Below are 22,130 nucleotides of genomic sequence, written 5' to 3'. Positions count from 1 at the left end.
AAGAAATACTTTTATTATACACTTTTTAACTATAAAGAAATACTTTTATTTCATTTTTTCATATATCTCTTTTATTGCTTCAATAAAAAAAGGATGATGATTTGGTGTTCTTGCAACTCTATAATCTTCAAGACCTAATTCTTCTGCAATTTCTAAATACTCCATATCTAACTCATATTTAGTTTCTGAGTTATCAACTGTAAAAGATATAGGATAAATAATTACTTTAGATTCAATTTCTGCTAGTTTATCTTCTAAATATGGTCTTAACCACTCTAAAGGACCTAGTCTTGATTGATATGCTACATGTATTTTTTTAAACTTTATTCCTTGCTCTTCTAACTCTTTTTTAGCATATTCAACATTTGCTAAAATATGTTTTTGGTATAAATCCCCTTTATCAATAATTCTTTTTGTTAATCCATGAGCTGAAAAAATTAATTCAAAATCCTCTGTTTTCTCATCCTCTTTAATTGTTTCTTTTATTCTTTCAACAATTGCTTTGTTATAATTCTTATTCTTATAATAACTATTTATAGTTTTTACTTTTTTATCAAGATTATATTCTTTTGCAATTTTCATAAAATTTTCAATTGATGATTTTGTTGTTGTACTTGAATAATGTGGATACATTGGAATCGCATATATCTCATCATATTTTACAAGTTTTTTCATTACTTCTGAAGCAAAAGGAGGAGTATATCTCATTTCATAAAATACATCTGCATCTAATTCTTTGTTGAGTCTTCGTACTAGTCTTTTTGTATGCCCTACAATTGGTGACATACCACCTAATTTATTATAATTTTCTTGTGATTCTTTTAACCTCTTAAAGATAATTAATTCACTAATTATTGCCCTAATTGGCTGGGGAGCTCCTATAATATACTTATCATTAAACATATTTCTTAAAAAAACTTTTACTTCATTTACATCATTAGGTCCACCCATATTCATTAAAACAACTGCTCTTTTCAAACTCTTATACCTCTTTTGTAAATATTTTATATACTTTACAATATTGATATATTTTTCATAGGTATTTTTTGTTAATTAATAAATATTTTAAAATTCATTCCCGTCAATACTGTTATAAGAAAGACTAGAGACTTCACCATTTTCAACACTGTAAGATATCTCAATTGGTCTACAACAAACTTCACAATCATCAACTAAAGTTGTATATTCATAAACTCCTGTATCTACTAAAACAGTAATTGCTTGTAAACAATATGGGCACTGGATATTCATTTCTTCCATAATTTTAATCCTTATTCATTTATTCTTATAATATCATTTTTTATTAAGAGCATTTTTATTACACTTCCAACTGATCTATACTCTTTTTTTGCATACTCTTCTAATTCTTCTTTTTGACTTGGCGTTAGTGCTATTGTTAAAGAAGCATTAGATTGCTCCTTTTTTACTTTACTTCCATTTGGACGTCCAGCTTTTTTTTGTTGTAAATCTTTATGGGTAAAAGTTTCTCTATTTTCTATATTTTTCAAGTTTTCAAATTTTGCTCTTGCCATAATATACCTTTTTATAATTATCTATAAATATTCTTCTACAGTATTAACAAATTCTTTCATTGTAGCACTAATTTTTCTATATGTGTGTTTTCTTAAACCATTTGTATTTGCAAACTCTATGATACTCACACCTTCATTTTCTACTGTTTGAAGTGCTCTAGTATGTGGAATTACAAAATACTCAATTTCATCTTTTGTATTCTCTTTTATAAAATTTATTGATTCATCTACATCTTTTTCATTTAAGACAGCATTTACAACAAATAATATTGGAATATTTTGTTCTTTAACTCTTTTGTAACTTTTAAGAGTAGTTCCAAGTGAATTTATTGTTGGATTAAAAGGGATAATGATCAAATCTGCATTTTTTGATATATCATCAAGTCTTAAATCATCAAAACCACCAAAATCAAAAATTACATCACCCTCTTTTATATTAGGAACAGTCTCATTTAATCCTACTTTATAAACTATCTCATCTCCTAAAGTATCACTTAACATTCCATATGGATCAAGTTCTACAATAGTTGCATCAAAACTAAGTGCTAATTGTGTTGCAATCATTGATTTACCTACACCACCTTTTTGATTATATATAATTATTTGCATTTAAATACCTTTTAGTATATTTATTTACAATATATTACAATTGTTTATCTTATAATAAATTTAATTTAATTTTTTACATTTAAATACACTTATATATATTTAATTACCTTGTATTTAATTAGAGTTTATTATTTATATTATGATAAAATACTTTTTTTAATAAAGGATAAATTATCGCAAATTTTGAACTAAAGACTCCATATTTAGCAAGTGATGGAATAATAAAGTTATATGATGAAAAAGATGTTTTTCAAGGTATTGTATTAATTCAAAGACTAAATGAACCAAAAGGTATTGCAATTCCAGGTGGTTTTGTAGATATTGGTGAAAGTGTCGAAGATGCAGTTATAAGAGAAATGAAAGAAGAAGTTACACTTGATGTCACAATAGAAAAACTTTTAGGTGTTTATTCAAATCCATTAAGAGATAAAAGATTTCATTGTGTATCTTGTGTTTTTATATGTAAAGCTAATGGAATTCCAAAAGCAGCAGATGATGCAAAAGATGTATACATATACAAACTAGAAGATATCCCTTTTGAAAAACTAGTTTTTGATCATTCTCTGATTTTAAGAGATTTTATAAAAGATTTTAACAAATAAACATAAGTGTTCTTTAAGTACATAATACATAGAATATAGCACTTTATAATAAGGATAATAATATTGGAAGCACAATATGAAGAAATGACGGTACTTGTAATAGTATTACTTGCAGCGTTTATAACTTGGAAAATGGTAAAAGATTTCTATATTACAAAATTACATAGGATCGTAGCACACTTAATAGCAGTTACAACTGCATCTTTCATGCTTTTATCTGGTATGTTTTTATTTATGCCTAAAAATTACCAAAGAACATTAGATGGTACGGGTTCAGAAGTTGAACTTAGCTTTATGTCTGTATTTACACTAGTAGTTATGATTGCAGTTCTATATGTATTTTTTAAATACTCTCCACAAAGTACTAAAAAGAAATAGGTTTATCGAACCTATTCTCTTCTCTTAAATTCTTTTAACTTACTATACACTTAAAATAAAACACATTTTCTATTCTTTCTTATTAATGATATTTATTATCAATATTAATATATATTTAAGTTTCCTACTGATACTATTACAATAATGATTATCAATACAAGGAATTTAAAATGTATGAATTTAATATATCAAATAAAAAAAACTTAGTAAAACCGACCGGTTGCACTTGTTAACATAGGAGTTAATATGAGTATCTTAATTATAGGTGGAGATAAAATTTCACACATTTCTACTATGCTAGAAAGTCTTGGTGCAAAAACAATTAATCATTGGGATGCAAGAAAAAAATCTTCTGCACCTAAGAAAAAAGTCCCTCAAGACACAGACTGTATTTTGATGCTTACTTCTTTTTTAAATCATAATACAATGCTTAAATATAAAAGTGAAGCAAAAAAAAGAAATATTCCATTTGTATGTGCAAAGAGGTCAGTATCTTGTGTATATGAAGAGTATGTAAAAATAATGGGTATAAAAGATTGCAGTGAATGCTATGCAGACTGTAAAGGAAAATAAAAATGAATTATAATAATTTTGTAGGTTTTAATGGAGATAAAGAATTATTAACAAAAGATTTTGATACTTTTGATTCAGAATTTAAATTAAGACAGTTATTTTTACACCTTAGTAATTTTGTTACAAATTCTATTTGTAATTTCACAAAATATGAGCAAAAAACTTTTGCAAAGCTACCTTTAAAAGTTGCATTTGAATCAAAGATAAATGCCCTTCTTCCAAAATCAAATATAAAAAAACAGCCACGTAATAGAATTTTTAATTTGTGTATAAATTCAACAAAAATTATAAATAATTATACTTCATTAAAAGCTAAGAAGCAAATTATTGTAAATAATAAAAACTTGTTACCAGCTGCAAAGTTAATATCGCATTGTTACATTAACAATAAAATGCAACTACTAATAGATAAAAACTTATTATTTCATGAATTTGTACTTGAAAAATTAAGAAATTTACATAAAGATAAAGAAGTGAAAGATTTAGGTGATTCAATATCAATTAAACAAAAAGATGTTTGTGCTCTTAAAATATATACTTCATGGAAAAATATTCAAAGAAAAAATCCAAATATAGAAAATGAAGTAAATCATGCAATTAAAGTTATAAACAAAGGTGAATTTAATCAAGTATACTTGGTATATCCAAAAGACAATGACTTTACAAGACATATTCCAGTTTACGTTGATGAATTGAAATATAAAAATTATCAAATAAAAGCAATACCTTATTCTTTAAGGTCAATAATTAGAAAAAATATATAGAGGAGTTAAAATGGCAACAGCATTATTCTACGCAAGTAGTACAGGAAATTCAGAAGAAATAGCAAGTAAAATTTCAAAAGAACTAGGGGATATAGAAGTATTTGATTTAAGTGATACTAATATAGAAAAAATAAATGATTATGAAAAAGTAATTTTAGGTGGTTCTACTTGGGGTGATGGTGAGCTAAATGATGATTGGGATGAAGCGTGGGATTCATTTAAAACACTTAAATTAGATGATAAAACAGTAGCTTTATTTGGTTTAGGTGATCAAGATGGTTATCCTGATGATTTTTGTAGTGCATTAGGAATTATCTATGAACAAGTAAATACAAGTGGTGCTAAAATAATTGGATTTACTTCAAGTGAAGGTTATGATTTTGATGATTCAAAAGCTCAAATTGATGGAAAATTTGTTGGTTTAGTAATTGATGAAGATAATCAAGATGATTTAACAGATGAAAGAATTAAAAATTGGGCTGAAAATATAAAAGATGAAATTTTATAAAGGATAAAATAAAAATATATTAAGAAGAAATTCTTAATATATTATTGGCAAGCTCCACAAATTCCATATAATTGCATAGAATGATTAGTTATTTTAAACTTATTTTTCTTTGCAATTCTTTCTTGTCTTTTTTCGATTTCATCATCTAAAAACTCTACAATTTTCCCACACTCAGTACAAATTAAATGATCATGATGTGATTTTGTATTACTTTCATATTTTTTGCCATCACTACCAAAGGTAATTGATGTAATTAAATCTACTTCTTCTAGAAAACTTAAAGCTCTATATACTGTTGCAATTCCAATATTTGATTCAGGATGCTCCAATTTTACTTCATGATAAACTTCTTCAGCACTTAAATGATCTTTTGCATGAATTAAAATACTTAATACAATTTCTCTTTGTTCTGTATACTTAAGACCTTTTTGCTTAACAATTTTTTTTAACTCATCAATAACATCTTCACTATTAATCATTATAAATATACCTTTTGTAATTACCTATGTAATTATCTAATTTAAAGTAGTATAGCTAAAGTCTTTTAAAAAAACAATAGCATATATAGCTAATTATTAGCATAAATAATTATAACTTTTTATAAGAATTATTGATACTAATCAAGATATGATAAGTATCAATAAGTTATAATAATCATTATTAGTTTTAAAAAGGTAGAAGATGACTCTTGATAAGTTAAATATCGGTGATAAAGCAGTTATTAAGGCTGTAAATTGTGATAATGAGTTAAAAAATAGATTTTATTCATTTGGAATGGTAAAAGAATCAATTATAACTGTTGAAGAAATTACTCTTACAAGAAGCACTATGGAAATAAGAATCAAAAATACAAAAGTAGCTATAAGATTTTCAGAAGCTGCAAAAATAGAAATAGAGATAGTAAATGAAAAATAAAATTATAAAAGTAGCACTAGTTGGTCAACCAAATGTTGGTAAATCAATGCTTATTAATTCAATTTCAAATGCGAGATTAAAAGTTGGCAATTTTTCAGGAGTTACAGTTGCAAAAGAAGAGGTTTTTTTAACTTACAAAGATTATAAGATTGAAATTACTGATTTACCAGGAGCTTACTCTTTAAATGAATATACACTAGAAGAAAAAGTCACTAAAGAATTTTTGGATAATTCACCCTATGATATCATTCTAAATGTTTTAGATTCAACAAACCTAGAAAGAAACTTGTTTTTAACATCAGAACTACTTGCATTAGATAAAAAAATGATTATTGCATTGAATATGATAGATGAAGCGCAAAAAGAAGAAATACAAATTGATGAAAAACAATTAAGTAAAATTCTTGGGAAACCTTGTTTTAAAACAAGTGCAGCTAAAAATATTGGTATTACTGAAGTTATTGAAGCAATAGTTACAAAATTCGAGAATGAAAAACTTCCGACAAAACTTATTTTCTCAGATGTAATAGAAGAAGAAATTAAAAATATTTCAAAACTATTTAAAGAAACAGGATTTAAAACTCATTGTACCTATAGAGAATTAGCTTTAAAACTTTTAAAAGAAGATAAACAAACATATAAAATATTCCATGATGAACCAATTTGGGTTCAATTACAACCTATTTTAAATCAAGCTTTTGAGCATTTAAATATTCATTATAATACAAGAAATATAGAAGATATTTTTAATGATGAAAAGTTTGCTTTTGCAAAGGGTGCTGCTACTGAAACTGTTAAACAAAAAATTTCTACAAAAAAAACTCTTACAGAAAAAATTGATGGTCTTTTAATTCATAAGTTTTTTGGTATTCCAATTTTTCTATTTTTAATGTGGGGATTATTTCAATTAACTTTTGTACTTGGAAATATTCCAATGGAGATGATTGATGCATTCTTTGCTTCATTAATTGACTCAACAAAAGAAGTTCTAGGAGACAATGAAATCTCATCTATTATTGCTGATGGTGCAATTGCAGGTGTTGGTGCTGTAATCTTATTTCTTCCTAATATTGTAATTTTATTTTTTGGTATTGCCTTACTTGAAACAACAGGATATATGAGTAGAGTTGCTTTTCTTTTAGATGGCTTCTTCCATAAATTCGGATTACATGGAAAATCATTTATTCCTTTAGTTACAGGTTTTGGATGTTCAGTTCCTGCATATATGGCTGCACGAACTCTAAAAAATGAAAAAGACAGATTACTTACATTGTTTATCATTGGATTCATGTCTTGTGGAGCTAGATTACCTATTTATGTTTTATTTACTGGTGCATTTTTTTCTGCTGAAAATGCAGGGAATATAATATTCTTAATATATATTTCTGGTGCAATTTTAGGTTTAGTTGCTGCAAAAGTATTAAAAATTGTAGTATTTAAAAGTGAAGATGAACCTTTTGTAATGGAAATGCCAAAGTATAGAATGCCATCTTTTAAACTTATAAGACATACAGTTTCAAATCAAGCGTATATGTATTTAAAGAAGGCGGGAACTTATATCTTAGCAGCATCTCTTTTAATATGGTTTGCTTCAAATTATCCAAAATATCCATTAATTGAAGAAGAATATTCTATAAAAATTGAGCAAGCAATTAGTGAAGAAGAACAAAGTTATTTAGCAGGAAAACTTTCATTATATAATTTAGAGAATTCATACTTAGGTAAAATAGGAAAATTTTCTGAACCACTTTTTGCACCATTAGGTTTTGATTGGAAAATGTCTATAGCACTAGAAACAGGGTTAGCAGCAAAAGAAATTGTTGTATCAACTTTAGGTATTTTATATGGATTAGGTGAAGATAGTGATGAAAATTCTAAAGGCTTATTAGAAAAGATTCAAAATAATATACCTTTTCCATCAGCTATATCATTTATAGTATTTGTCATGATATATTTACCTTGTTTAGCTGCATCAATGGTATTTGCTAGAGAAGCTGGAGGATGGAAATATTTAGCTTACTTATTTGTATTTACAACTGCAACGGCATGGATATTCTCATTTATTGCATATAATATAACAAGATTAATTGTATAAGAAAATTCTTATACAATTAATCTATTTTAGCTCAAAGTTAGTTGTATATTCTTTTTCATCCTCAATAACTTTAAAAGTCCAAGAACCTGTTAGTCTACCATTAATATATCTGTAATCATAAATTGAAGCATGTCCAGCTGGTACTAGCATATTTCTACTTCTTGAAATATCACCTTGGGGATCAATCCATTGAATTACAATTTCTTGATCTTTTAAAACTCTATTTGTTTCGAACTTACATATAATAGAATTTTCATCTTCTAAAATTAAACAATCAACTGAAGGTTCAATTTTTACGTCATCTATATTTTCTATTGGATATTCATCTTCCAATACATCATTATCAGTATTAATATTTTCGGCATTAACAATTGTTAAAAATAATAAAAAAGGGAATAAATATTTAATCATCTATTGTCTCACTTTCATCTATATTCATATATTTTAATAATATATGTTTAATTGGAGCATAAAATGTCGTCATTGACACTATTGCTATAATTAATTGTGCTATTTTAAAAAGACCACTATTTTCATCTAAAATTAGTAATACTCCATAATAACTTAATAACAAAGAAAGTATAGCACAAATAATAATACTTACAATTACTATAATATTATAATTCATATTTTTCCCATATAGTTTCTTCATCTAAATCTGGTCTATTTACTAAAACTTCAAAAGGAGTATATGCTTCTTTATAACCCATAGAAAAATGATCTTTTATCCAATATCCTAAGTATATATAAGGAATATTCATTTCTTTTGCTATTTTAATCTGTGCTAAAATTGAAAACTTTCCTATAGATAAATCTGCATAATCATGATCATAATAGCAATAAATTGAAGACATTGCATTAGGTAAAATATCTACCAAAGCAACACCAATTAATTGATTATCCCTCATATACAAAAACTCTTTGGCATAATCTTCTTTAGCTTCAACATAAGATTTTGAGTATTCATTTGCTTCAATTGGTGAATAAGGCCAATCCTTTTTCTTATTCATAAACTCATGATATTTATCATATAACTCTAAATGCTCCATTGTCATTGAGGGAGGTCTAATATAAAGTTTAGTATCTCTATTTTTATTTATAACTCTATTTTCAGATTTTGAAAACTTGTAATTTGCAACGTCAATTCTCATTGAAACACACTTTGTACAAGCTCTACATTCTGGAACAAAATGCATTTTTCCAAAACGTCTCCAACCTCTTTCTAACATCTCTTGATAAGAACTAGGTGGACATGAAAACATATATTTGTATCTAATATCAGATATTTTTTCTTCGAAATAAGAACAATCCCTTTGCTCTTCTAAAAATTCAATATCTTTGTTTAAAATATGCATAATTATTCGTTTATTTTTTCTTTAATTTCTTTAGCTAGTGCTGTTATTTTACTAATTTTTTCATTATTAGATAAAGAGTCATCTATTATATGTTTAACAAAAGCACTTCCAACAATTACGCCATCAACACCTTTTGCTTTTTCTTTACAAGTATTTTCATCCACACCAAAACCAATATATAAAGGAGTTTTCGTATATTTTCTTACATTTTCAATAATTTTAGATAAATTTTCACTTTGACCACTACCAGTTATTCCTGCATATGCAACCATGTAAATAAACTTTTTACTATCACTAATAATTTCTTTTATTCGCTCTTGGCTATCAGTGGGTGCAACAAATGAAATATTCGCTTTATTATATTTTTCATATAAAGGTAAAACATTTTCTGCCATTTCAAAAGGAAGATCGGGAATAATTGTTCCACTAACTCCTAATTCTTGGGCTTTTTGCAAAAAGTTTTCAACACCATATTTATAAAAAGGATTCATATATCCCATCCATAAAGTATCCATGTGAGGTGCTATTTTTGAAGAAACATCAAAAAGGTCCTTCAATTTAAAACCATTATTTAAAGCAATCAAATTAGCTTTTTCAATTACAGGACCATCTGCAACAGGATCTGAAAAAGGAATTCCAAGTTCCAAAGTATCAACTCCAACTTCTTTCATGCTTAAGCTTAAATCTACTGTAAAATTGTTATTTGGGTAGCAAGCTGTTATATAACCTACAAGTTTCTTATCAATATTTTTACTCATTAAAATATATCCTAATTAATTAATAGTTTATATATTATCTAAACTCATGTTTAATTTGACTTTATAAAAGTTCATAATCCTCTTATTTATTTATAAAAAAGATTTTTGTGATAAAATATCTCTTAAGTTAAATAATGGGACGAATATAAAATGAGTATTATAAAAAATGATTTTGAAAAAATGAATGTTACTAAAATAAAAAATTCTAAAAATAATAAAAAGCTTACAATGATAACTGCATATGATGCACTTTTTGCCAAACTTTTTGATGAAATTGCAGATATGATTTTAGTAGGTGATAGTTTAAATATGAGCTTTGCTGGTATGCCTGACACACTTTCAGCAACACTTGATCAAATGATTTATCATACAAATGCAGTATGCAAAGGTGCACCAAAAGCTTTTGTAATTTTAGATATGCCATTTGGTACATATATAAATGAAAATCAAGCCTTACAAAACGCAGTAAAAGTTTACCAAGAAACACCAGCTGCTGCTGTTAAAATTGAAGGTGGAGCAGATAGAGCTAATATTATAAAACATCTAACTTCAAATTCAATTGCAGTTATGGGACATATTGGTCTTATGCCACAATATGTACGAAGTGAAGGTGGATATAAAGTTAGAGGTAAAACAGTAGAAGATACAGAACAATTAATCCAAGATGCAATTGCTGTTGAAAAAGCAGGTGCTTTTGCAATTGTTGTAGAAGGTGTTATGAGTGATGCTGCTTTAAAAATAACACAAGCTGTAAATATACCAATAATTGGAATTGGTGCAGGTAATGTTACAGATGGTCAAGTATTAGTTTGGTCAGATATGTTAGGTTTTTTTGAAGATTTTAAACCAAAATTTGTAAGACACTATTTAAATGGTGCCCAATTAGTTAAAGATTCTGTGAATCAATACAGAAGTGACGTACAAGATGCTTCATTCCCTTCAAAAGAAGAAGAATACTAGGATATGGAAAGAATTGTAGAAGTTGAATCCGTATCTTTTGAAGAAGATAATACTGAAGTAAGTTTAAGACCATCCTCTTGGGATGACTATATTGGTCAAGAAAAGATAAAAAGAAATTTAAAAGTTTTTATTGAAGCTAGTAAAAAAAGAAATGAAGCTTTAGATCATATACTTTTTTACGGGCCTCCAGGACTTGGTAAAACTACAATTTCATATTTAATTTCTAATGAAATGAATACAAATATTAAAATTACAGCGGGGCCTATGATTGAGAAATCAGGAGATTTAGCAGCAATTTTAACAAACTTAGAAGAAGGTGATATCTTATTTATTGATGAAATACATAGACTCTCACCTGCTGTTGAAGAGATACTTTATCCTGCTATGGAAGATTATCGATTAGATATAATAATTGGTTCAGGACCTGCTGCTCAAACTGTAAAAATAGACTTACCAAGATTCACATTAATAGGTGCAACAACAAGAGCAGGAATGCTTTCTAATCCTCTAAGAGAAAGATTTGGAATGCACTTTAGAATGCAATTTTATAATCATGAAGAGTTAGCAAAAATCATTCAAATAGCATCTGAAAAATTAAATAAATATTGTGAGGATAATGCAGCAAATGAAATTTCAAGAAGAAGTAGAGGGACTCCTCGAGTTGCCTTGAGATTACTTAGACGTGTAAGAGATTTTGCTGAAGTTGCAAATGAAGATAGTATAAATTTATCTAGATGTAAATTTGCCTTAGATGAATTAGGAGTTAATGAAAGTGGTTTTGATGAAATGGATATAAATCTTCTTGAGCTATTAGTTTCAAATAAAGGGAAACCTATGGGACTTTCAACTATGGCTGCAGCTTTAAGTGAAGATGAGGGAACAATCGAAGATGCAATTGAGCCTTATTTACTTGCAAATGGGTTTATTGAAAGAACAGCTAGAGGAAGAGTTGCTTCAATTAAAACATATGAAATGTTTAGACTCTCATATCCAGCAAGCGAAAAATTAGACGAAGAAAGTAGTTTGTTTTGAAACCCGTTTACTTTTTAATCTTTATAGCAGCAGTAACTATATTTTTTATGGTGGAGTTATTTAGTCCATTTTTAAAAGCAATGTTCGTTGCCCTACTTTTAGCAGTTGCAACAAACTCTTTAACACTTTATATAGAAAATAGATTAAAAAGTAGAGCTATGTCTTCAGTAATTATGACAATAACACTTGCTGGAATATTTTTTATTCCTGTAATGTATTGTATTTTTGCCTTTGCTAACTTTTTTAACCATGTAGATAAACAAGCTCTATTTAGTGTTTTTGAAAATATTAAATTTTGGGTTGAAAATATATCTGATGATTTTTTATTTTTAAAACAACAGTTAAATCAAATTTTAGCAAAAATTGACGTAAGAGAAGTTGTTCAAAAGATACTATCTATTGGAGCTTACCTAGGTAGGAATTCTGCTAACTTTATGATTGATATGGTTATGATTTTGATATTTTTCTTTTTCTTTACACTTTATGCAACTGGTTTATCAACATTTGTAAAAGGATTATTACCAATAAAAAAAGATGATTCTATTACACTTTTTTATGAATCATCTAATGTTATGACAGTAGTTTTATACTCTATTTTAATTACAGCAATATTCCAAGGCTTTTTATTTGGATTCTTCTTAACATTTTATAGATATGATGGATTATTACTTGGAGTTTTATATGGCTTTGCATCACTAATTCCAGTTATTGGAGGAATTATTATGTGGTTACCTGTAGTAATTTATGAAGCAATGACAGGTTCAATTACAAATGCTATTGTAATTGCTGCATACTCGATAATTATGATTTCAGTTTTTGCAGATACTTTTGCTAAACCTGTAATTATAAAATATATAAATCAAAAAGTTGTAAAAACACCTACTAAAGTAAATGAAATATTAATATTCTTTTCGATTGTAGCTGGACTTTCAACATTTGGTTTTTGGGGAATGATTATAGGACCTGCAATGGTGACATTCTTCATATCAATTATGCATTTATTAAAAACTTATACAGAAGATTATAAAGATAATGTATCCGAATAAGGATACATTATCTACTAAATTATACTCTTTTACTCTTCTCCACTTTCTCTTTCACCTTGATAAGTAGAAATTCCATAATCTAAATTTGCAACTGACTTATACCCTAAATCAAGCATAATTCTTTGACAATAAGCAGATCTACTACCACTTAAACAATATACAATTACAGGAGTGTCTTTTTGGTCATCAACTCTTTCAAGTGCTTGATAAAAAGATGTTGTAGGAATTAAATAATCTGTACCTTTAATTCTTGTACCAACCCACTCCATCCACTCTCGTGTATCAATAAGATTAAATTTAACAAACCCTAAATCTCTAGCTTCTAATAAAGATTCTAGTTCTTGAGAATTCAATTCTTGTTTTAAAAGTAAATCTTCACACTCTTCTTTTGAAATACCTCTTGAATGAGTTGCAATCGCATCATGTAAATCTTCTTCTTTAGCAGATTTAGAAGCAAACTCTTGAGTACAGAAAATACCACAGTGACAGTTTCCATTTTCTGGTATTTCTTTTTCAAGAGCAGGTTTACAGGGACATAATCTATTATCTGCTGCTTTTTGTTCTTCTTTAGTCTCACCAATAACCATAAAACATGGACAAAACCTTTTTCCATATATCATCTTATTTCTAGTAAGTCCCATTTGAATTGATTCATTTACTTCATCATTTGGATTATATGCAAAGCTAAAATTTTTAACAACTTTATCTGTAAATTGCTTTGTTAATTCAAATTCAGTTTGAAACTCTTCACTATTTGTATCTATTTTTTTTATCATTTTAAATATCCTATAAATTTTTGAAAACGTATCTTAGTATAATTTTCATTAGTTTTGATATATTATGATTTTTTAAAAGTTGCAATATATAAGTTTTCTACTTTAGTTCTAGCCCAAGGAGTTCTTCTTAAAAACTTCAAAGAAGATTTAATAGATGGATTATTATAAAAACAATTTAACTTTATCCTTTTATCTAATTCTTCCCACCCAAATTCATCTACTAATTCATTTAGAATCATTTCTAGTTTTATTCCATGTAAGGGATTATTTTCATTATTACCTGCCATTTTTTTCCTTTATATTTTAAAATTCTTTTAAGTTCTCAGATGATTTTTTAACACTTAAGAGAAACTCTTTTCTCTCCATTGTTTTAGCACCAAGTGACAATAAGTGAGGTGTTGGGATTTGACAATCAATAAAAGAAAACCCTTTTTCTTTTAATCTTTGAATCAAAAAATAAAGAGCAACTTTTGAAGCATCAGTTTTTTTTGCAAACATTGATTCCCCACAAAAAATATTTCCAACGTTAATTCCATAACCACCACCAACTAACTCATTATTGTAATAAGCTTCAAAAGAATGGGCAAATCCCATCTTATGTATTTTAGTATAAGCTTCAATCAACTCATCTTGTATCCAAGTACCTTCTTGATTCTGTCTATTAATATTTTTACACTCTTTCATAACTTGCGTAAAATTAGTATCAAACTTAATTTCAAATATATTTTTATCTATAACTTTACGAAGACTTTTAGATACTTTAAAATCTTCAAAACCTAATATACATCTAGGATTTGGGCTCCACCACAAAATTGGATCACTTTCGTTATACCAAGGGAAGATTCCATTTAAATATGCAGTCATAATTCTTGATGGATTTAAATCTCCACCATAAGCTAATAAGCCTTCATCTTCAGCATAAATTGGATCAGGAAAAATATATGAGTTTTTATCTAAAGGATAGACATCCAAATATAAGCCTTATTTTTTAAAAATATTATACCTAAAAGTTAATAATATATTGAAAAACAGGTTGTTTTAACTAAAAATAATGAACTCAAATTTAATTTAGTTTTTAATGACTTTTCCTATATAATTATATTCAAAATAATTATTATATTCAAAAAAGAAAGGACAAAATGTTTATTCAAAAATATACATATTTTATCACAGTTTTTATATTGATTTTTTCAGGATGTACTTTAACAAACACTAATAAAACTCCAATTCCACAAGTAGAAGTAAAACAAGAAATTAAGGAACCTGTAGTTGTTGAAAAAGTTGTAAAAGAACCTGTTAAAATAAAACCACCTAAGATTAAAAAGAAAAAAATTCCTATATATAAATTTTGCCATAAACATACAAGTATTATGTCACATGCCTCTAAATATATTCAAGATGAATTTAAAAAAGGTTATTTTATTCAAGAAGATATTATAGGAGCAAAAGCACAACTTTTTTTAATTGAAAGTAACTCTAAAAGTATTTTTTCAGAAAATATAAATAATGCAATAAAGTCATATGATAAACAATATAACTTAGCAAAAAAAAATAAATGTAATTTAAAAAAGTTTAAAACACCTCCTCTTGAAATTGTTAAAAAGGAAATTAAAACTCTTGAAAAACAGATAAAAGAAAAAGAGAATAAAAAATGAAAAGAGCAAATTTAATAATTATTTCTTTACTATTTTTTAAAAGTATTTTATTTGCACAAAATAAAGAAGTAAGTAATCTACTCGAAAAAGTAAATCAGGCCCCATCAACTAATGAAAGAAAAGAGCTTATTGAAGAATTAAAAGAAAAATTAGCAGCAGAGAATAAAAAAGCACAAGAAGAAGCAGATGCAATAATAAAAGCAAAAGAGAAAATGCCTATTAAAATTTATAAAGAAAAAGCACCATTAAAATAAATTTCTTACAAAAATGGATAAATATGAATAAAAAATCTAAAATTCTATTATTAGAAGATGACGAAATATTGGCACAAACCATGGTACAAATTTTAGAACAAGAAAAATACGAAGTTACTCTAGTTAATGATGGAGAAGAAGTACTTGAATACACCTATGAAAATAAGTTTGATTTATACTTATTTGATATTAATGTTCCTTTGCTTAATGGCTTAGAAACTTTAAAACTTTTAAGACAAGCTGATGATTCAACTCCTACATTTTTTATTACAGCAAATCGGGATACACAAACAACATTAGAAGGTTTTGATTGTGGATGTGATGATTATATTAAAAAACCATTTGATTTGGATGAACTATTAGCACGAATAAAAGCTATCTTAAAAAGAAAAAATCCAATTATTCAATATAAAAATATAACTTTTGATTTACTAGAAAATAGAGTTTTTATTGATGAAGAAGAAATAGCTTTAGGAATAGTTGAAAAAGAGATTTTTTCACTTCTTATACGAAATATAAATATGACGGTAAATAAATCTACATTTTTTGACTATATGAATAAACCAAGTGATAGTGCACTTCGTGTGTTAATAAGTAAATTAAAGAAAGTATTAGATTTAAATATCTCGAATACAAAAGGTATAGGATATAAACTTGAAAAAGTATGAAAAAAAATCGTTTTTTACAACACTATTTCTTTTCTTTGTTCCTCTACTTTTACTTTCAAGTATTGTGTTATACATGTATCATCAAGATAAAATTCAAGATATAGAACAAAATATCCTTTATCAAATGAAAGATTATACCTTTGATTTCAAAGGAGATAAATTTTCACTAGATATCATCGAAAATGATAAAGAAAAACAACTATTTAAAATCTATCATTGTAAAGAAGGTCTTTGTGCATATTTTCAAACAGTTTCAACTAGTCCTTATTTATTAAAAATAGTATATGATAAAGAAAAATATAAAAAACTATATAATGAATTTTTAATAAAAATTTTTAAATTTAGTATTATTGTTCTTTTTTCTCTTTTTATTATTTCAATTGGTTTTGCTATTTATTCTTTAAGACCTATAAGGGAAGCACTCTATCTTTTAGAAAATTTTTTAAAAGATATTATTCATGATTTAAATACTCCTGCAACATCTATTTTATTAAACTCGAAACTCTTAAGAAAACGTGGAAATTTTGAAGAAATAGAAAGAATAGAACTTAGTGCACAAAGTATTGCATCATTATATAAAAACTTAGAATTTATGAATCCAAATAATATTCAAAGAGATGAGAATGTATCAATAGAAGAAATTGTAAATGGTAAAATAGAGATTTTACAAAAGATATATCCAAAAATTTATTTTACTAAAGATTTAACTCCATTAGTAATTAAAAGTAATCAAAATGGAATTGAACGAATTATTGATAATATTATAACAAATGCATGTAAATATAATAAAAAAAATGGACAAGTACATTTAAGTATCCATAAGAACAAACTTATAATTAAAGATACGGGTATAGGAATAAAAAATACTAAAAAAGTATTTCAAAGACATTATAAAGAAAATACATTAGGTCTTGGAATTGGTATGAGTATTGTAAAGCAGTTATGTGAGGTATTAAATATAGGTATTGAGATAAAAAGTACTATAGGGGAAGGAACTCAAGTTACACTTGAATTCCCCTAGGTTACTTTTATTTTTTTAGTTTAGTTTCAATAATTGCTTTTGCTTTTGGAACATCTTTTTTATCCATAACAGCAATTTCAACATCTAACTTTTTCATTAAAACACTTTTTTCTTTTGCATCTGTAGTTTTATTAATCTGATCCACTAATGCATCAACATTACTAATCCCATCTGCAAATAAACTAACCGCTCCAGCAATTGCTAAGATTGCTAATAATTTTTTTAATTTCATTTAAATATCCTTTGAATTATTTAGTTTTAGTTTTAATAACATCTTTAACTTTTTTAACATCTTCTTTAACTTTTTTTTCTAACTTTTTTTCTTGAAGACCTTTTTCTTTTAAATCAATAGTTTTATTACTTTGAGATGCTGTCCCCTCTGCAAATAAACTAACTGCTCCAGCAATTGCTAACATTGCTAATATTTTTTGTAATTTCATTTAATTCTCCTTAATTTGAATGTGTGAAATTATAGGATTGTAGTGTTAGTTGAATGTAAGTTTTACATTAATTTTTATTTTTTTAATTAGTTTATAGGATTATTTCAAATTTAATATAATAAATAAGTTAAGTTTTAAATGAGGAAAGAAAAAGAGATATAAAAACTTATGATTTGGTATAAAGTAGAAGATAGTAGATAAAAGAAGGTAAATCCTTCTTTTATAATATTTAGTATTCAGAATTAAAATAAACCATGCTGACAAGTCTATTTCAACTCCAGATATTAAAAAACAATTTTATTTTGAATTTATTTTGAGTTTAGAATCAATAATCTCTTTTGCTTTTGAAACATCTTTTTTATCCATAACTGAAAGTTCAGTATTTAATTTTTTCATTAAAGCACTTTTTTCTTTAACATCTGTAGTTTTATTAATTTGATCCACTAATGCATCAACATTACTAATCCCATCTGCAAATAAACTAAGCGCTCCAGCAATAGTTAACATTGCTAATATTTTTCTTAATTTCATTTAATTCTCCTTAATTTGAATGTATGAAATTATATGATTGTAGTATTAGTTAAATGTAAGTTTTAAATTAATTTGTTTTTTAGAAAAAATAGAATTTTAGAAGTGAAGTAAATAAAAGAAGGAAAACCTTCTTTTATTTTATATATTATAAGTTAGAAATAAATTCTGCTAAGGCATCAATCTCAGCGTCAGATTTAGTTACAACTTGACCTTTCATAACACCTTTCATAACTCCACCATAAGAACCATCTTTATATCCATTTAAAGCAGCGATAACTTTAGCTTTATCCCAACCTTGAATAATTTGTGATTTACCTAATGCAGCTTTTTCACCATTTTGACCATGACACGCTGCACAAGCTCCAAATAATACTTTTGCATTAATAGAAGGTGCTGCTGCTGCAACTTTTGCAACAGTTTCAGTTTTAACTGCTTCTGCTTTTTCAGTTGTTGCTTCTTTTGTAGCAGTAACTGCTGCAACTGTACTTGCAACTTTAGCTGTAGCACTTTCTGCAACACTTGATACAGCTTCTTTAGTTTTTTCAACTGTTGCAGATACTGCAGCAGTTGTAGTTTCTTTTGCTTTTTCAACAGAAGCTGCAACTGCTTCTTTAGCTGTATCTTTAACTTCAACAGCTTTTTGCGTAACTGCAGTAACAGAGCTATTAGCCATTTCTTTTGAATCAGTAGAACCAGTTGCCATTGCAGTCTTTGCAGTCTCAACAACAGATGCTGTAGTTTCTTTAACTACAGCAGTAGTGTTATCAACAACTTTAGTAGCTGCTTCGCTTACTGTAGTTTTTAATTCAGTTGCTGCTTTCATTACAGTATCTTTAACATCAGTAGTAGCTTCTTTTACAACTGATGTTGTAGATTCTGCTGCTTTAGCCATTTCAGCTTTAGCAGGTTCAGTTACTTTTGCTACTTCTGTTGTAACCTTTTTATCTTCGCCACACCCTGTTAATAGTAAAACTGCAACTGCAGAACTTATTAAAATTTTTCTCATTTGTTTTGATCCTTTTATTAAATAATTTTGAATTTTACTTTCTTTATCTTAAGAAAGTAATTAAACTTTATATATATTAAATTACAATTGTATATAAATCGTGTTATTACACAACATATTCAAATGTAAACTCATCCTTGTAATCTATATTTACTATTCCACCTTTTTTAAGTTTCCCAAATAAAATTTCATCTGTTAATACATTTTTGATTTTATCAGAAATCACTCTATTAAGAGGTCTAGCACCCATTGCTTTGTCATAACCAATTGTTGCAAGTTCTTTTTTTGCTTTATTAGTAATATTAATTTTAATATTTTTATCACCTAATTGTTCTTCTAAATCACTAATAAATTTACTAACTACTTTTGTTACAACATCAATTGATAAACTTTCAAAAGAAACTACACTATCAAGTCTATTTCTAAATTCAGGAGCAAAGAATTTTGTAATTGCTTTATTTTCATTTAAATTATCATCTTTTGCAAATCCCATAACATTTGCTTCTGTTGCACCTAAATTTGATGTCATTACAAGTATTACATTTTGGAAATCTGCTTTATTTCCTGCATTATCAGTTAATTCTGCATTATCCATTACTTGAAGTAATACTGACATTAAATCAGGATGAGCTTTTTCAATTTCATCAAGTAATAAAACTGTATGTGGATGCTTTCTAATAGCTTCTGTTAATAATCCACCTTGTTCGAACCCAACATAGCCAGCAGGTGCTCCAATAAGTCTTGAAATTGTATGAGCTTCCATATACTCACTCATATCAAATCTTTCAAAATGAACACCCAATTGTAAAGATAACTCTTTAGCAACTTCTGTTTTACCAACACCAGTAGGTCCTGTAAATAAGAAACTTCCGATTGGTTTTTTATCCAATCCTAATCCAGCTTTATTTCTCTTAATAGACTGAACAATTGTAGTAATTGCAGAGTCCTGTCCATAAACTCTTTTTTGCATATTTTTTTCTAATGATTTTAATAAAGATAAATCAGATTTAGTTGCAGATTTAGCTGGGATATGAGCCATTTTTGCAACTGTATTTTCAATATCTTCTTGTGAAACTGTAATATTATTCTTACTTTTTGTTTTTAAAGTTGCTACTAAAGAAATCTTCTTTGAAGCCCCAACCTCATCAATTACATCAATAGCACAATCAGGTAAAAATCTATCAGTAATATATTTTTTACTTAATTCAACAGCACTTCTAATTGCTGCTTTTGAATACTTAATACCATGGAACTCTTCATATTTAGATTTTAATCCATCTAAAATTAATATTGAATCTTCAATTGAAGGCTCTTCCACATCAACTTTTGCAAATCTTCTAGAAAGTGCTTTATCTTTTGAAAAATCATTTCTGTATTCTGCAAAAGTTGTAGCACCAATACATCTTAATTTTCCATTGGAAAGCATTGGTTTTAAAATATTTGAAGCATCCATCGCAGATCCACCAACACTTCCTGCTCCAACTATTGTATGAATTTCATCAATAAATAAAATTGCATTAGGAACTTTTATAACTTCTTGTAATAAAGATTTTAATTTTTTCTCAAAATCTCCTCTATACTTAGTTCCTGCAATCATAGAACCCATATCAAGAGAGAATACTTTTGCATCAAATAAAAACTCCGGTACTTTTTGCTCTGCAATTTGTAAGGCTAAACCTTCAGCTATTGCAGTTTTACCAACACCTGGTTCCCCTACTAAAATAGGATTATTCTTTTTTCTTCTACTTAAAATTTCGATAACTCTTGAAATTTCTTTTTCTCTTCCAATTACAGGATCAATTTCACCTTTTTGTGCAACAGCCACTAATTCACTAGAGTTTTTATCTAATACTTTATTATTCTTATCCTCCGTCTCTTCTATAACCTCATCTTCTTCTTTATGAGAAATCTCTTCTAAGATATCAATTCTTTCAATACCAAGAGTTCTTAAAAGATAAAGAGCATAAGACTTTTCATCTTTTAAAATTGCCACAAACATATCTTCTACTGTTGCATTTCCTCTCCCTGATGTTTGAGTATGTGCTACCATATATTCTATAGTCGAAGTTAAAGAGATAGTCTCTAAGGGTTCATCTTCAACATCTTCTGGAAGTTTAGGCGTATTCTCATCTATATACTTTTTTGTATCATCAAATAACTTATTTGAATCAACTCCTAGATCTATAAATAAATTTTCTATAGACTCATCATGTAATAACATTAAAAAAATATGTTCAATTGTTAAATATTCATGTTTACTACTTTTTGCATAACCAACAGCTTGCGAAAAAATACTTCTTAATTCTTTACTTATCATTTATTCTTCTTCCATTACAGCTTTCAATGGAAAGCCTTTCTCTCTTGCAAGTGTTTTAACTTGTCCAACTTTAGTAGCTGCTATTTCATGTGTATAAACACCGCATACTTCTCTACCATTATTATGTATGTTTAACATTATAGTTGCTGATTCATCTACACTTTTTCTAAATACTTTAACTAATACATCAATTACAAAATCCATTGTTGAATAATCGTCATTCAATAAAAAAACTTTATATTTTTTTGGCTCTTGTAAATCTAAATCATTATCTAATTCTATTTCAATCTCATTACTCACTTAAAACCTTTTTTTATGATAAAATATCATTCTAA

At 26.9% G+C, this 22,130-nt stretch carries 32 protein-coding genes; 14 read left to right on the top strand and 18 right to left on the bottom strand.

What is annotated here, in order from left to right; all coding sequences use genetic code 11:
• Nucleotides 1-45: 45 nt before the first annotated feature.
• The 4 genes from hemH to KO488_RS12445 all read right to left on the bottom strand — a co-directional run bounded on the left by hemH (nucleotide 46) and on the right by KO488_RS12445 (nucleotide 2,141).
• Nucleotides 46-978 (bottom strand): ferrochelatase, encoded by a 933-nt coding sequence (gene hemH, locus KO488_RS12460; protein WP_216059140.1) that lies wholly within the window; start codon nucleotides 976-978, stop codon nucleotides 46-48.
• Nucleotides 979-1,065: 87 nt separating this feature from the next.
• Nucleotides 1,066-1,260, bottom strand: coding sequence for a CPXCG motif-containing cysteine-rich protein (locus KO488_RS12455; protein ID WP_216059139.1), 195 nt, complete (start codon nucleotides 1,258-1,260; stop codon nucleotides 1,066-1,068).
• An 11-nt stretch (nucleotides 1,261-1,271) separates the two neighbouring features.
• Nucleotides 1,272-1,532, bottom strand: a complete 261-nt coding sequence (locus KO488_RS12450) for a hypothetical protein (protein WP_216059138.1) — start codon at nucleotides 1,530-1,532, stop codon at nucleotides 1,272-1,274.
• Between the two features lie 21 nt (nucleotides 1,533-1,553).
• Nucleotides 1,554-2,141 (bottom strand): ParA family protein, encoded by a 588-nt coding sequence (locus KO488_RS12445; RefSeq protein WP_216059137.1) that lies wholly within the window; start codon nucleotides 2,139-2,141, stop codon nucleotides 1,554-1,556.
• A 170-nt stretch (nucleotides 2,142-2,311) separates the two neighbouring features.
• Between KO488_RS12445 and KO488_RS12440 the strand changes: the two genes are divergently transcribed.
• The 5 genes from KO488_RS12440 (at nucleotide 2,312) to KO488_RS12420 (ending at nucleotide 4,966) form a co-directional block, all read left to right on the top strand.
• Complete coding sequence (locus KO488_RS12440; protein WP_323134188.1) at nucleotides 2,312-2,743, top strand: NUDIX hydrolase; 432 nt, start codon at nucleotides 2,312-2,314, stop codon at nucleotides 2,741-2,743.
• A 63-nt stretch (nucleotides 2,744-2,806) separates the two neighbouring features.
• Nucleotides 2,807-3,121: a hypothetical protein gene (locus KO488_RS12435; protein WP_216059136.1), complete on the top strand. Its 315-nt coding sequence runs from the start codon at nucleotides 2,807-2,809 to the stop codon at nucleotides 3,119-3,121.
• A gap of 246 nt (nucleotides 3,122-3,367) precedes the next feature.
• The gene (locus tag KO488_RS12430) at nucleotides 3,368-3,694 is read left to right on the top strand and encodes a DUF2325 domain-containing protein (protein ID WP_216059135.1); all 327 of its coding nucleotides are present in this window, start codon (nucleotides 3,368-3,370) and stop codon (nucleotides 3,692-3,694) included.
• Between the two features lie 2 nt (nucleotides 3,695-3,696).
• Nucleotides 3,697-4,458: a hypothetical protein gene (locus KO488_RS12425; RefSeq protein ID WP_216059134.1), complete on the top strand. Its 762-nt coding sequence runs from the start codon at nucleotides 3,697-3,699 to the stop codon at nucleotides 4,456-4,458.
• A 10-nt stretch (nucleotides 4,459-4,468) separates the two neighbouring features.
• The gene (locus KO488_RS12420) at nucleotides 4,469-4,966 is read left to right on the top strand and encodes a flavodoxin (RefSeq protein ID WP_216059133.1); all 498 of its coding nucleotides are present in this window, start codon (nucleotides 4,469-4,471) and stop codon (nucleotides 4,964-4,966) included.
• 41 nt (nucleotides 4,967-5,007) lie between these two features.
• On the opposite strand, the gene KO488_RS12415 is transcribed toward KO488_RS12420, so the two are convergent.
• Entirely contained in the window at nucleotides 5,008-5,445 is a 438-nt protein-coding gene (locus tag KO488_RS12415; RefSeq protein ID WP_216059132.1) for a Fur family transcriptional regulator, read from the bottom strand.
• 202 nt (nucleotides 5,446-5,647) lie between these two features.
• On the opposite strand from KO488_RS12415, the gene KO488_RS12410 reads away from it, so the two are divergent.
• Together KO488_RS12410 and feoB are read left to right on the top strand one after the other, a co-directional pair.
• Nucleotides 5,648-5,881 (top strand): FeoA family protein, encoded by a 234-nt coding sequence (locus KO488_RS12410; RefSeq protein ID WP_216059131.1) that lies wholly within the window; start codon nucleotides 5,648-5,650, stop codon nucleotides 5,879-5,881.
• Nucleotides 5,871-7,976 (top strand): ferrous iron transport protein B, encoded by a 2,106-nt coding sequence (gene feoB / locus KO488_RS12405; RefSeq protein WP_216059130.1) that lies wholly within the window; start codon nucleotides 5,871-5,873, stop codon nucleotides 7,974-7,976. Before KO488_RS12410 ends, feoB begins: the two co-directional genes overlap by 11 nt.
• Nucleotides 7,977-7,997: 21 nt before the next feature.
• On the opposite strand, the gene KO488_RS12400 is transcribed toward feoB, so the two are convergent.
• From KO488_RS12400 to trpA, 4 genes are read right to left on the bottom strand one after another with little or no spacing between them, the layout of a single operon-like run.
• A complete protein-coding gene (locus KO488_RS12400) occupies nucleotides 7,998-8,387 on the bottom strand; it encodes a hypothetical protein (protein WP_216059129.1) in 390 nt (129 codons plus the stop codon).
• Nucleotides 8,380-8,604, bottom strand: a complete 225-nt coding sequence (locus KO488_RS12395; RefSeq protein ID WP_216059128.1) for a hypothetical protein — start codon at nucleotides 8,602-8,604, stop codon at nucleotides 8,380-8,382. Before KO488_RS12395 ends, KO488_RS12400 begins: the two co-directional genes overlap by 8 nt.
• Entirely contained in the window at nucleotides 8,594-9,331 is a 738-nt protein-coding gene (locus KO488_RS12390; RefSeq protein WP_216059127.1) for an arginyltransferase, read from the bottom strand. The genes KO488_RS12395 and KO488_RS12390 overlap by 11 nt, the downstream gene beginning before the upstream one ends.
• Nucleotides 9,332-9,333: 2 nt before the next feature.
• Nucleotides 9,334-10,089, bottom strand: a complete 756-nt coding sequence (gene trpA / locus KO488_RS12385) for a tryptophan synthase subunit alpha (protein WP_216059126.1) — start codon at nucleotides 10,087-10,089, stop codon at nucleotides 9,334-9,336.
• Between the two features lie 150 nt (nucleotides 10,090-10,239).
• Between trpA and panB the strand changes: the two genes are divergently transcribed.
• From panB to KO488_RS12370, 3 genes are read left to right on the top strand one after another with little or no spacing between them, the layout of a single operon-like run.
• On the top strand, nucleotides 10,240-11,049 hold the full coding sequence (panB, locus tag KO488_RS12380) for a 3-methyl-2-oxobutanoate hydroxymethyltransferase (RefSeq protein ID WP_216059125.1): 810 nt from the start codon (nucleotides 10,240-10,242) through the stop codon (nucleotides 11,047-11,049).
• A 3-nt stretch (nucleotides 11,050-11,052) separates the two neighbouring features.
• On the top strand, nucleotides 11,053-12,081 hold the full coding sequence (gene ruvB, locus KO488_RS12375; protein ID WP_216059124.1) for a Holliday junction branch migration DNA helicase RuvB: 1,029 nt from the start codon (nucleotides 11,053-11,055) through the stop codon (nucleotides 12,079-12,081).
• Entirely contained in the window at nucleotides 12,078-13,127 is a 1,050-nt protein-coding gene (locus tag KO488_RS12370; RefSeq protein WP_216059123.1) for an AI-2E family transporter, read from the top strand. The genes ruvB and KO488_RS12370 overlap by 4 nt, the downstream gene beginning before the upstream one ends.
• A 29-nt stretch (nucleotides 13,128-13,156) precedes the next feature.
• Here the strand turns inward: KO488_RS12370 and KO488_RS12365 are convergent, their stop codons facing one another.
• From KO488_RS12365 to aat, 3 genes are all read right to left on the bottom strand, one after another.
• On the bottom strand, nucleotides 13,157-13,903 hold the full coding sequence (locus tag KO488_RS12365) for a ferredoxin-thioredoxin reductase catalytic domain-containing protein (protein ID WP_216059122.1): 747 nt from the start codon (nucleotides 13,901-13,903) through the stop codon (nucleotides 13,157-13,159).
• A 62-nt stretch (nucleotides 13,904-13,965) separates the two neighbouring features.
• Nucleotides 13,966-14,190 (bottom strand): VF530 family DNA-binding protein, encoded by a 225-nt coding sequence (locus tag KO488_RS12360; RefSeq protein WP_216059121.1) that lies wholly within the window; start codon nucleotides 14,188-14,190, stop codon nucleotides 13,966-13,968.
• 16 nt (nucleotides 14,191-14,206) lie between these two features.
• Nucleotides 14,207-14,875: a leucyl/phenylalanyl-tRNA--protein transferase gene (aat, locus tag KO488_RS12355; protein ID WP_228319167.1), complete on the bottom strand. Its 669-nt coding sequence runs from the start codon at nucleotides 14,873-14,875 to the stop codon at nucleotides 14,207-14,209.
• A 167-nt stretch (nucleotides 14,876-15,042) separates the two neighbouring features.
• Between aat and KO488_RS12350 the strand changes: the two genes are divergently transcribed.
• The 4 genes from KO488_RS12350 to KO488_RS12335 are packed head-to-tail and all read left to right on the top strand — an operon-like array spanning nucleotide 15,043 to nucleotide 17,501.
• Nucleotides 15,043-15,558, top strand: a complete 516-nt coding sequence (locus tag KO488_RS12350; protein WP_216059120.1) for a hypothetical protein — start codon at nucleotides 15,043-15,045, stop codon at nucleotides 15,556-15,558.
• Nucleotides 15,555-15,812: a hypothetical protein gene (locus KO488_RS12345; RefSeq protein ID WP_216059119.1), complete on the top strand. Its 258-nt coding sequence runs from the start codon at nucleotides 15,555-15,557 to the stop codon at nucleotides 15,810-15,812. Before KO488_RS12350 ends, KO488_RS12345 begins: the two co-directional genes overlap by 4 nt.
• A 23-nt stretch (nucleotides 15,813-15,835) precedes the next feature.
• Nucleotides 15,836-16,480: a response regulator transcription factor gene (locus tag KO488_RS12340; protein WP_216059118.1), complete on the top strand. Its 645-nt coding sequence runs from the start codon at nucleotides 15,836-15,838 to the stop codon at nucleotides 16,478-16,480.
• Entirely contained in the window at nucleotides 16,467-17,501 is a 1,035-nt protein-coding gene (locus KO488_RS12335; RefSeq protein ID WP_216059117.1) for a sensor histidine kinase, read from the top strand. The genes KO488_RS12340 and KO488_RS12335 overlap by 14 nt, the downstream gene beginning before the upstream one ends.
• A gap of 7 nt (nucleotides 17,502-17,508) precedes the next feature.
• On the opposite strand, the gene KO488_RS12330 is transcribed toward KO488_RS12335, so the two are convergent.
• The 6 genes from KO488_RS12330 to KO488_RS12305 form a co-directional block, all read right to left on the bottom strand.
• A complete protein-coding gene (locus KO488_RS12330; protein ID WP_216059116.1) occupies nucleotides 17,509-17,733 on the bottom strand; it encodes a hypothetical protein in 225 nt (74 codons plus the stop codon).
• A gap of 16 nt (nucleotides 17,734-17,749) precedes the next feature.
• On the bottom strand, nucleotides 17,750-17,941 hold the full coding sequence (locus tag KO488_RS12325; protein WP_216059115.1) for a hypothetical protein: 192 nt from the start codon (nucleotides 17,939-17,941) through the stop codon (nucleotides 17,750-17,752).
• A 297-nt stretch (nucleotides 17,942-18,238) separates the two neighbouring features.
• A complete protein-coding gene (locus KO488_RS12320) occupies nucleotides 18,239-18,472 on the bottom strand; it encodes a hypothetical protein (RefSeq protein ID WP_216059114.1) in 234 nt (77 codons plus the stop codon).
• A 145-nt stretch (nucleotides 18,473-18,617) separates the two neighbouring features.
• Nucleotides 18,618-19,478: a c-type cytochrome gene (locus tag KO488_RS12315; protein WP_216059113.1), complete on the bottom strand. Its 861-nt coding sequence runs from the start codon at nucleotides 19,476-19,478 to the stop codon at nucleotides 18,618-18,620.
• A gap of 106 nt (nucleotides 19,479-19,584) precedes the next feature.
• Nucleotides 19,585-21,795: an ATP-dependent Clp protease ATP-binding subunit ClpA gene (clpA, locus tag KO488_RS12310; RefSeq protein WP_216059112.1), complete on the bottom strand. Its 2,211-nt coding sequence runs from the start codon at nucleotides 21,793-21,795 to the stop codon at nucleotides 19,585-19,587.
• The gene (locus KO488_RS12305; RefSeq protein WP_216059111.1) at nucleotides 21,796-22,095 is read right to left on the bottom strand and encodes an ATP-dependent Clp protease adaptor ClpS; all 300 of its coding nucleotides are present in this window, start codon (nucleotides 22,093-22,095) and stop codon (nucleotides 21,796-21,798) included.
• Nucleotides 22,096-22,130: the final 35 nt, after the last annotated feature.

The sequence above is a fragment of the Poseidonibacter lekithochrous genome (assembly GCF_018861145.1).
Taxonomy (GTDB): domain Bacteria; phylum Campylobacterota; class Campylobacteria; order Campylobacterales; family Arcobacteraceae; genus Poseidonibacter; species Poseidonibacter lekithochrous_A.
Note: the sequence above shows the minus strand (reverse complement) of the source record. Positions and strands in the feature narration are given on the sequence as shown.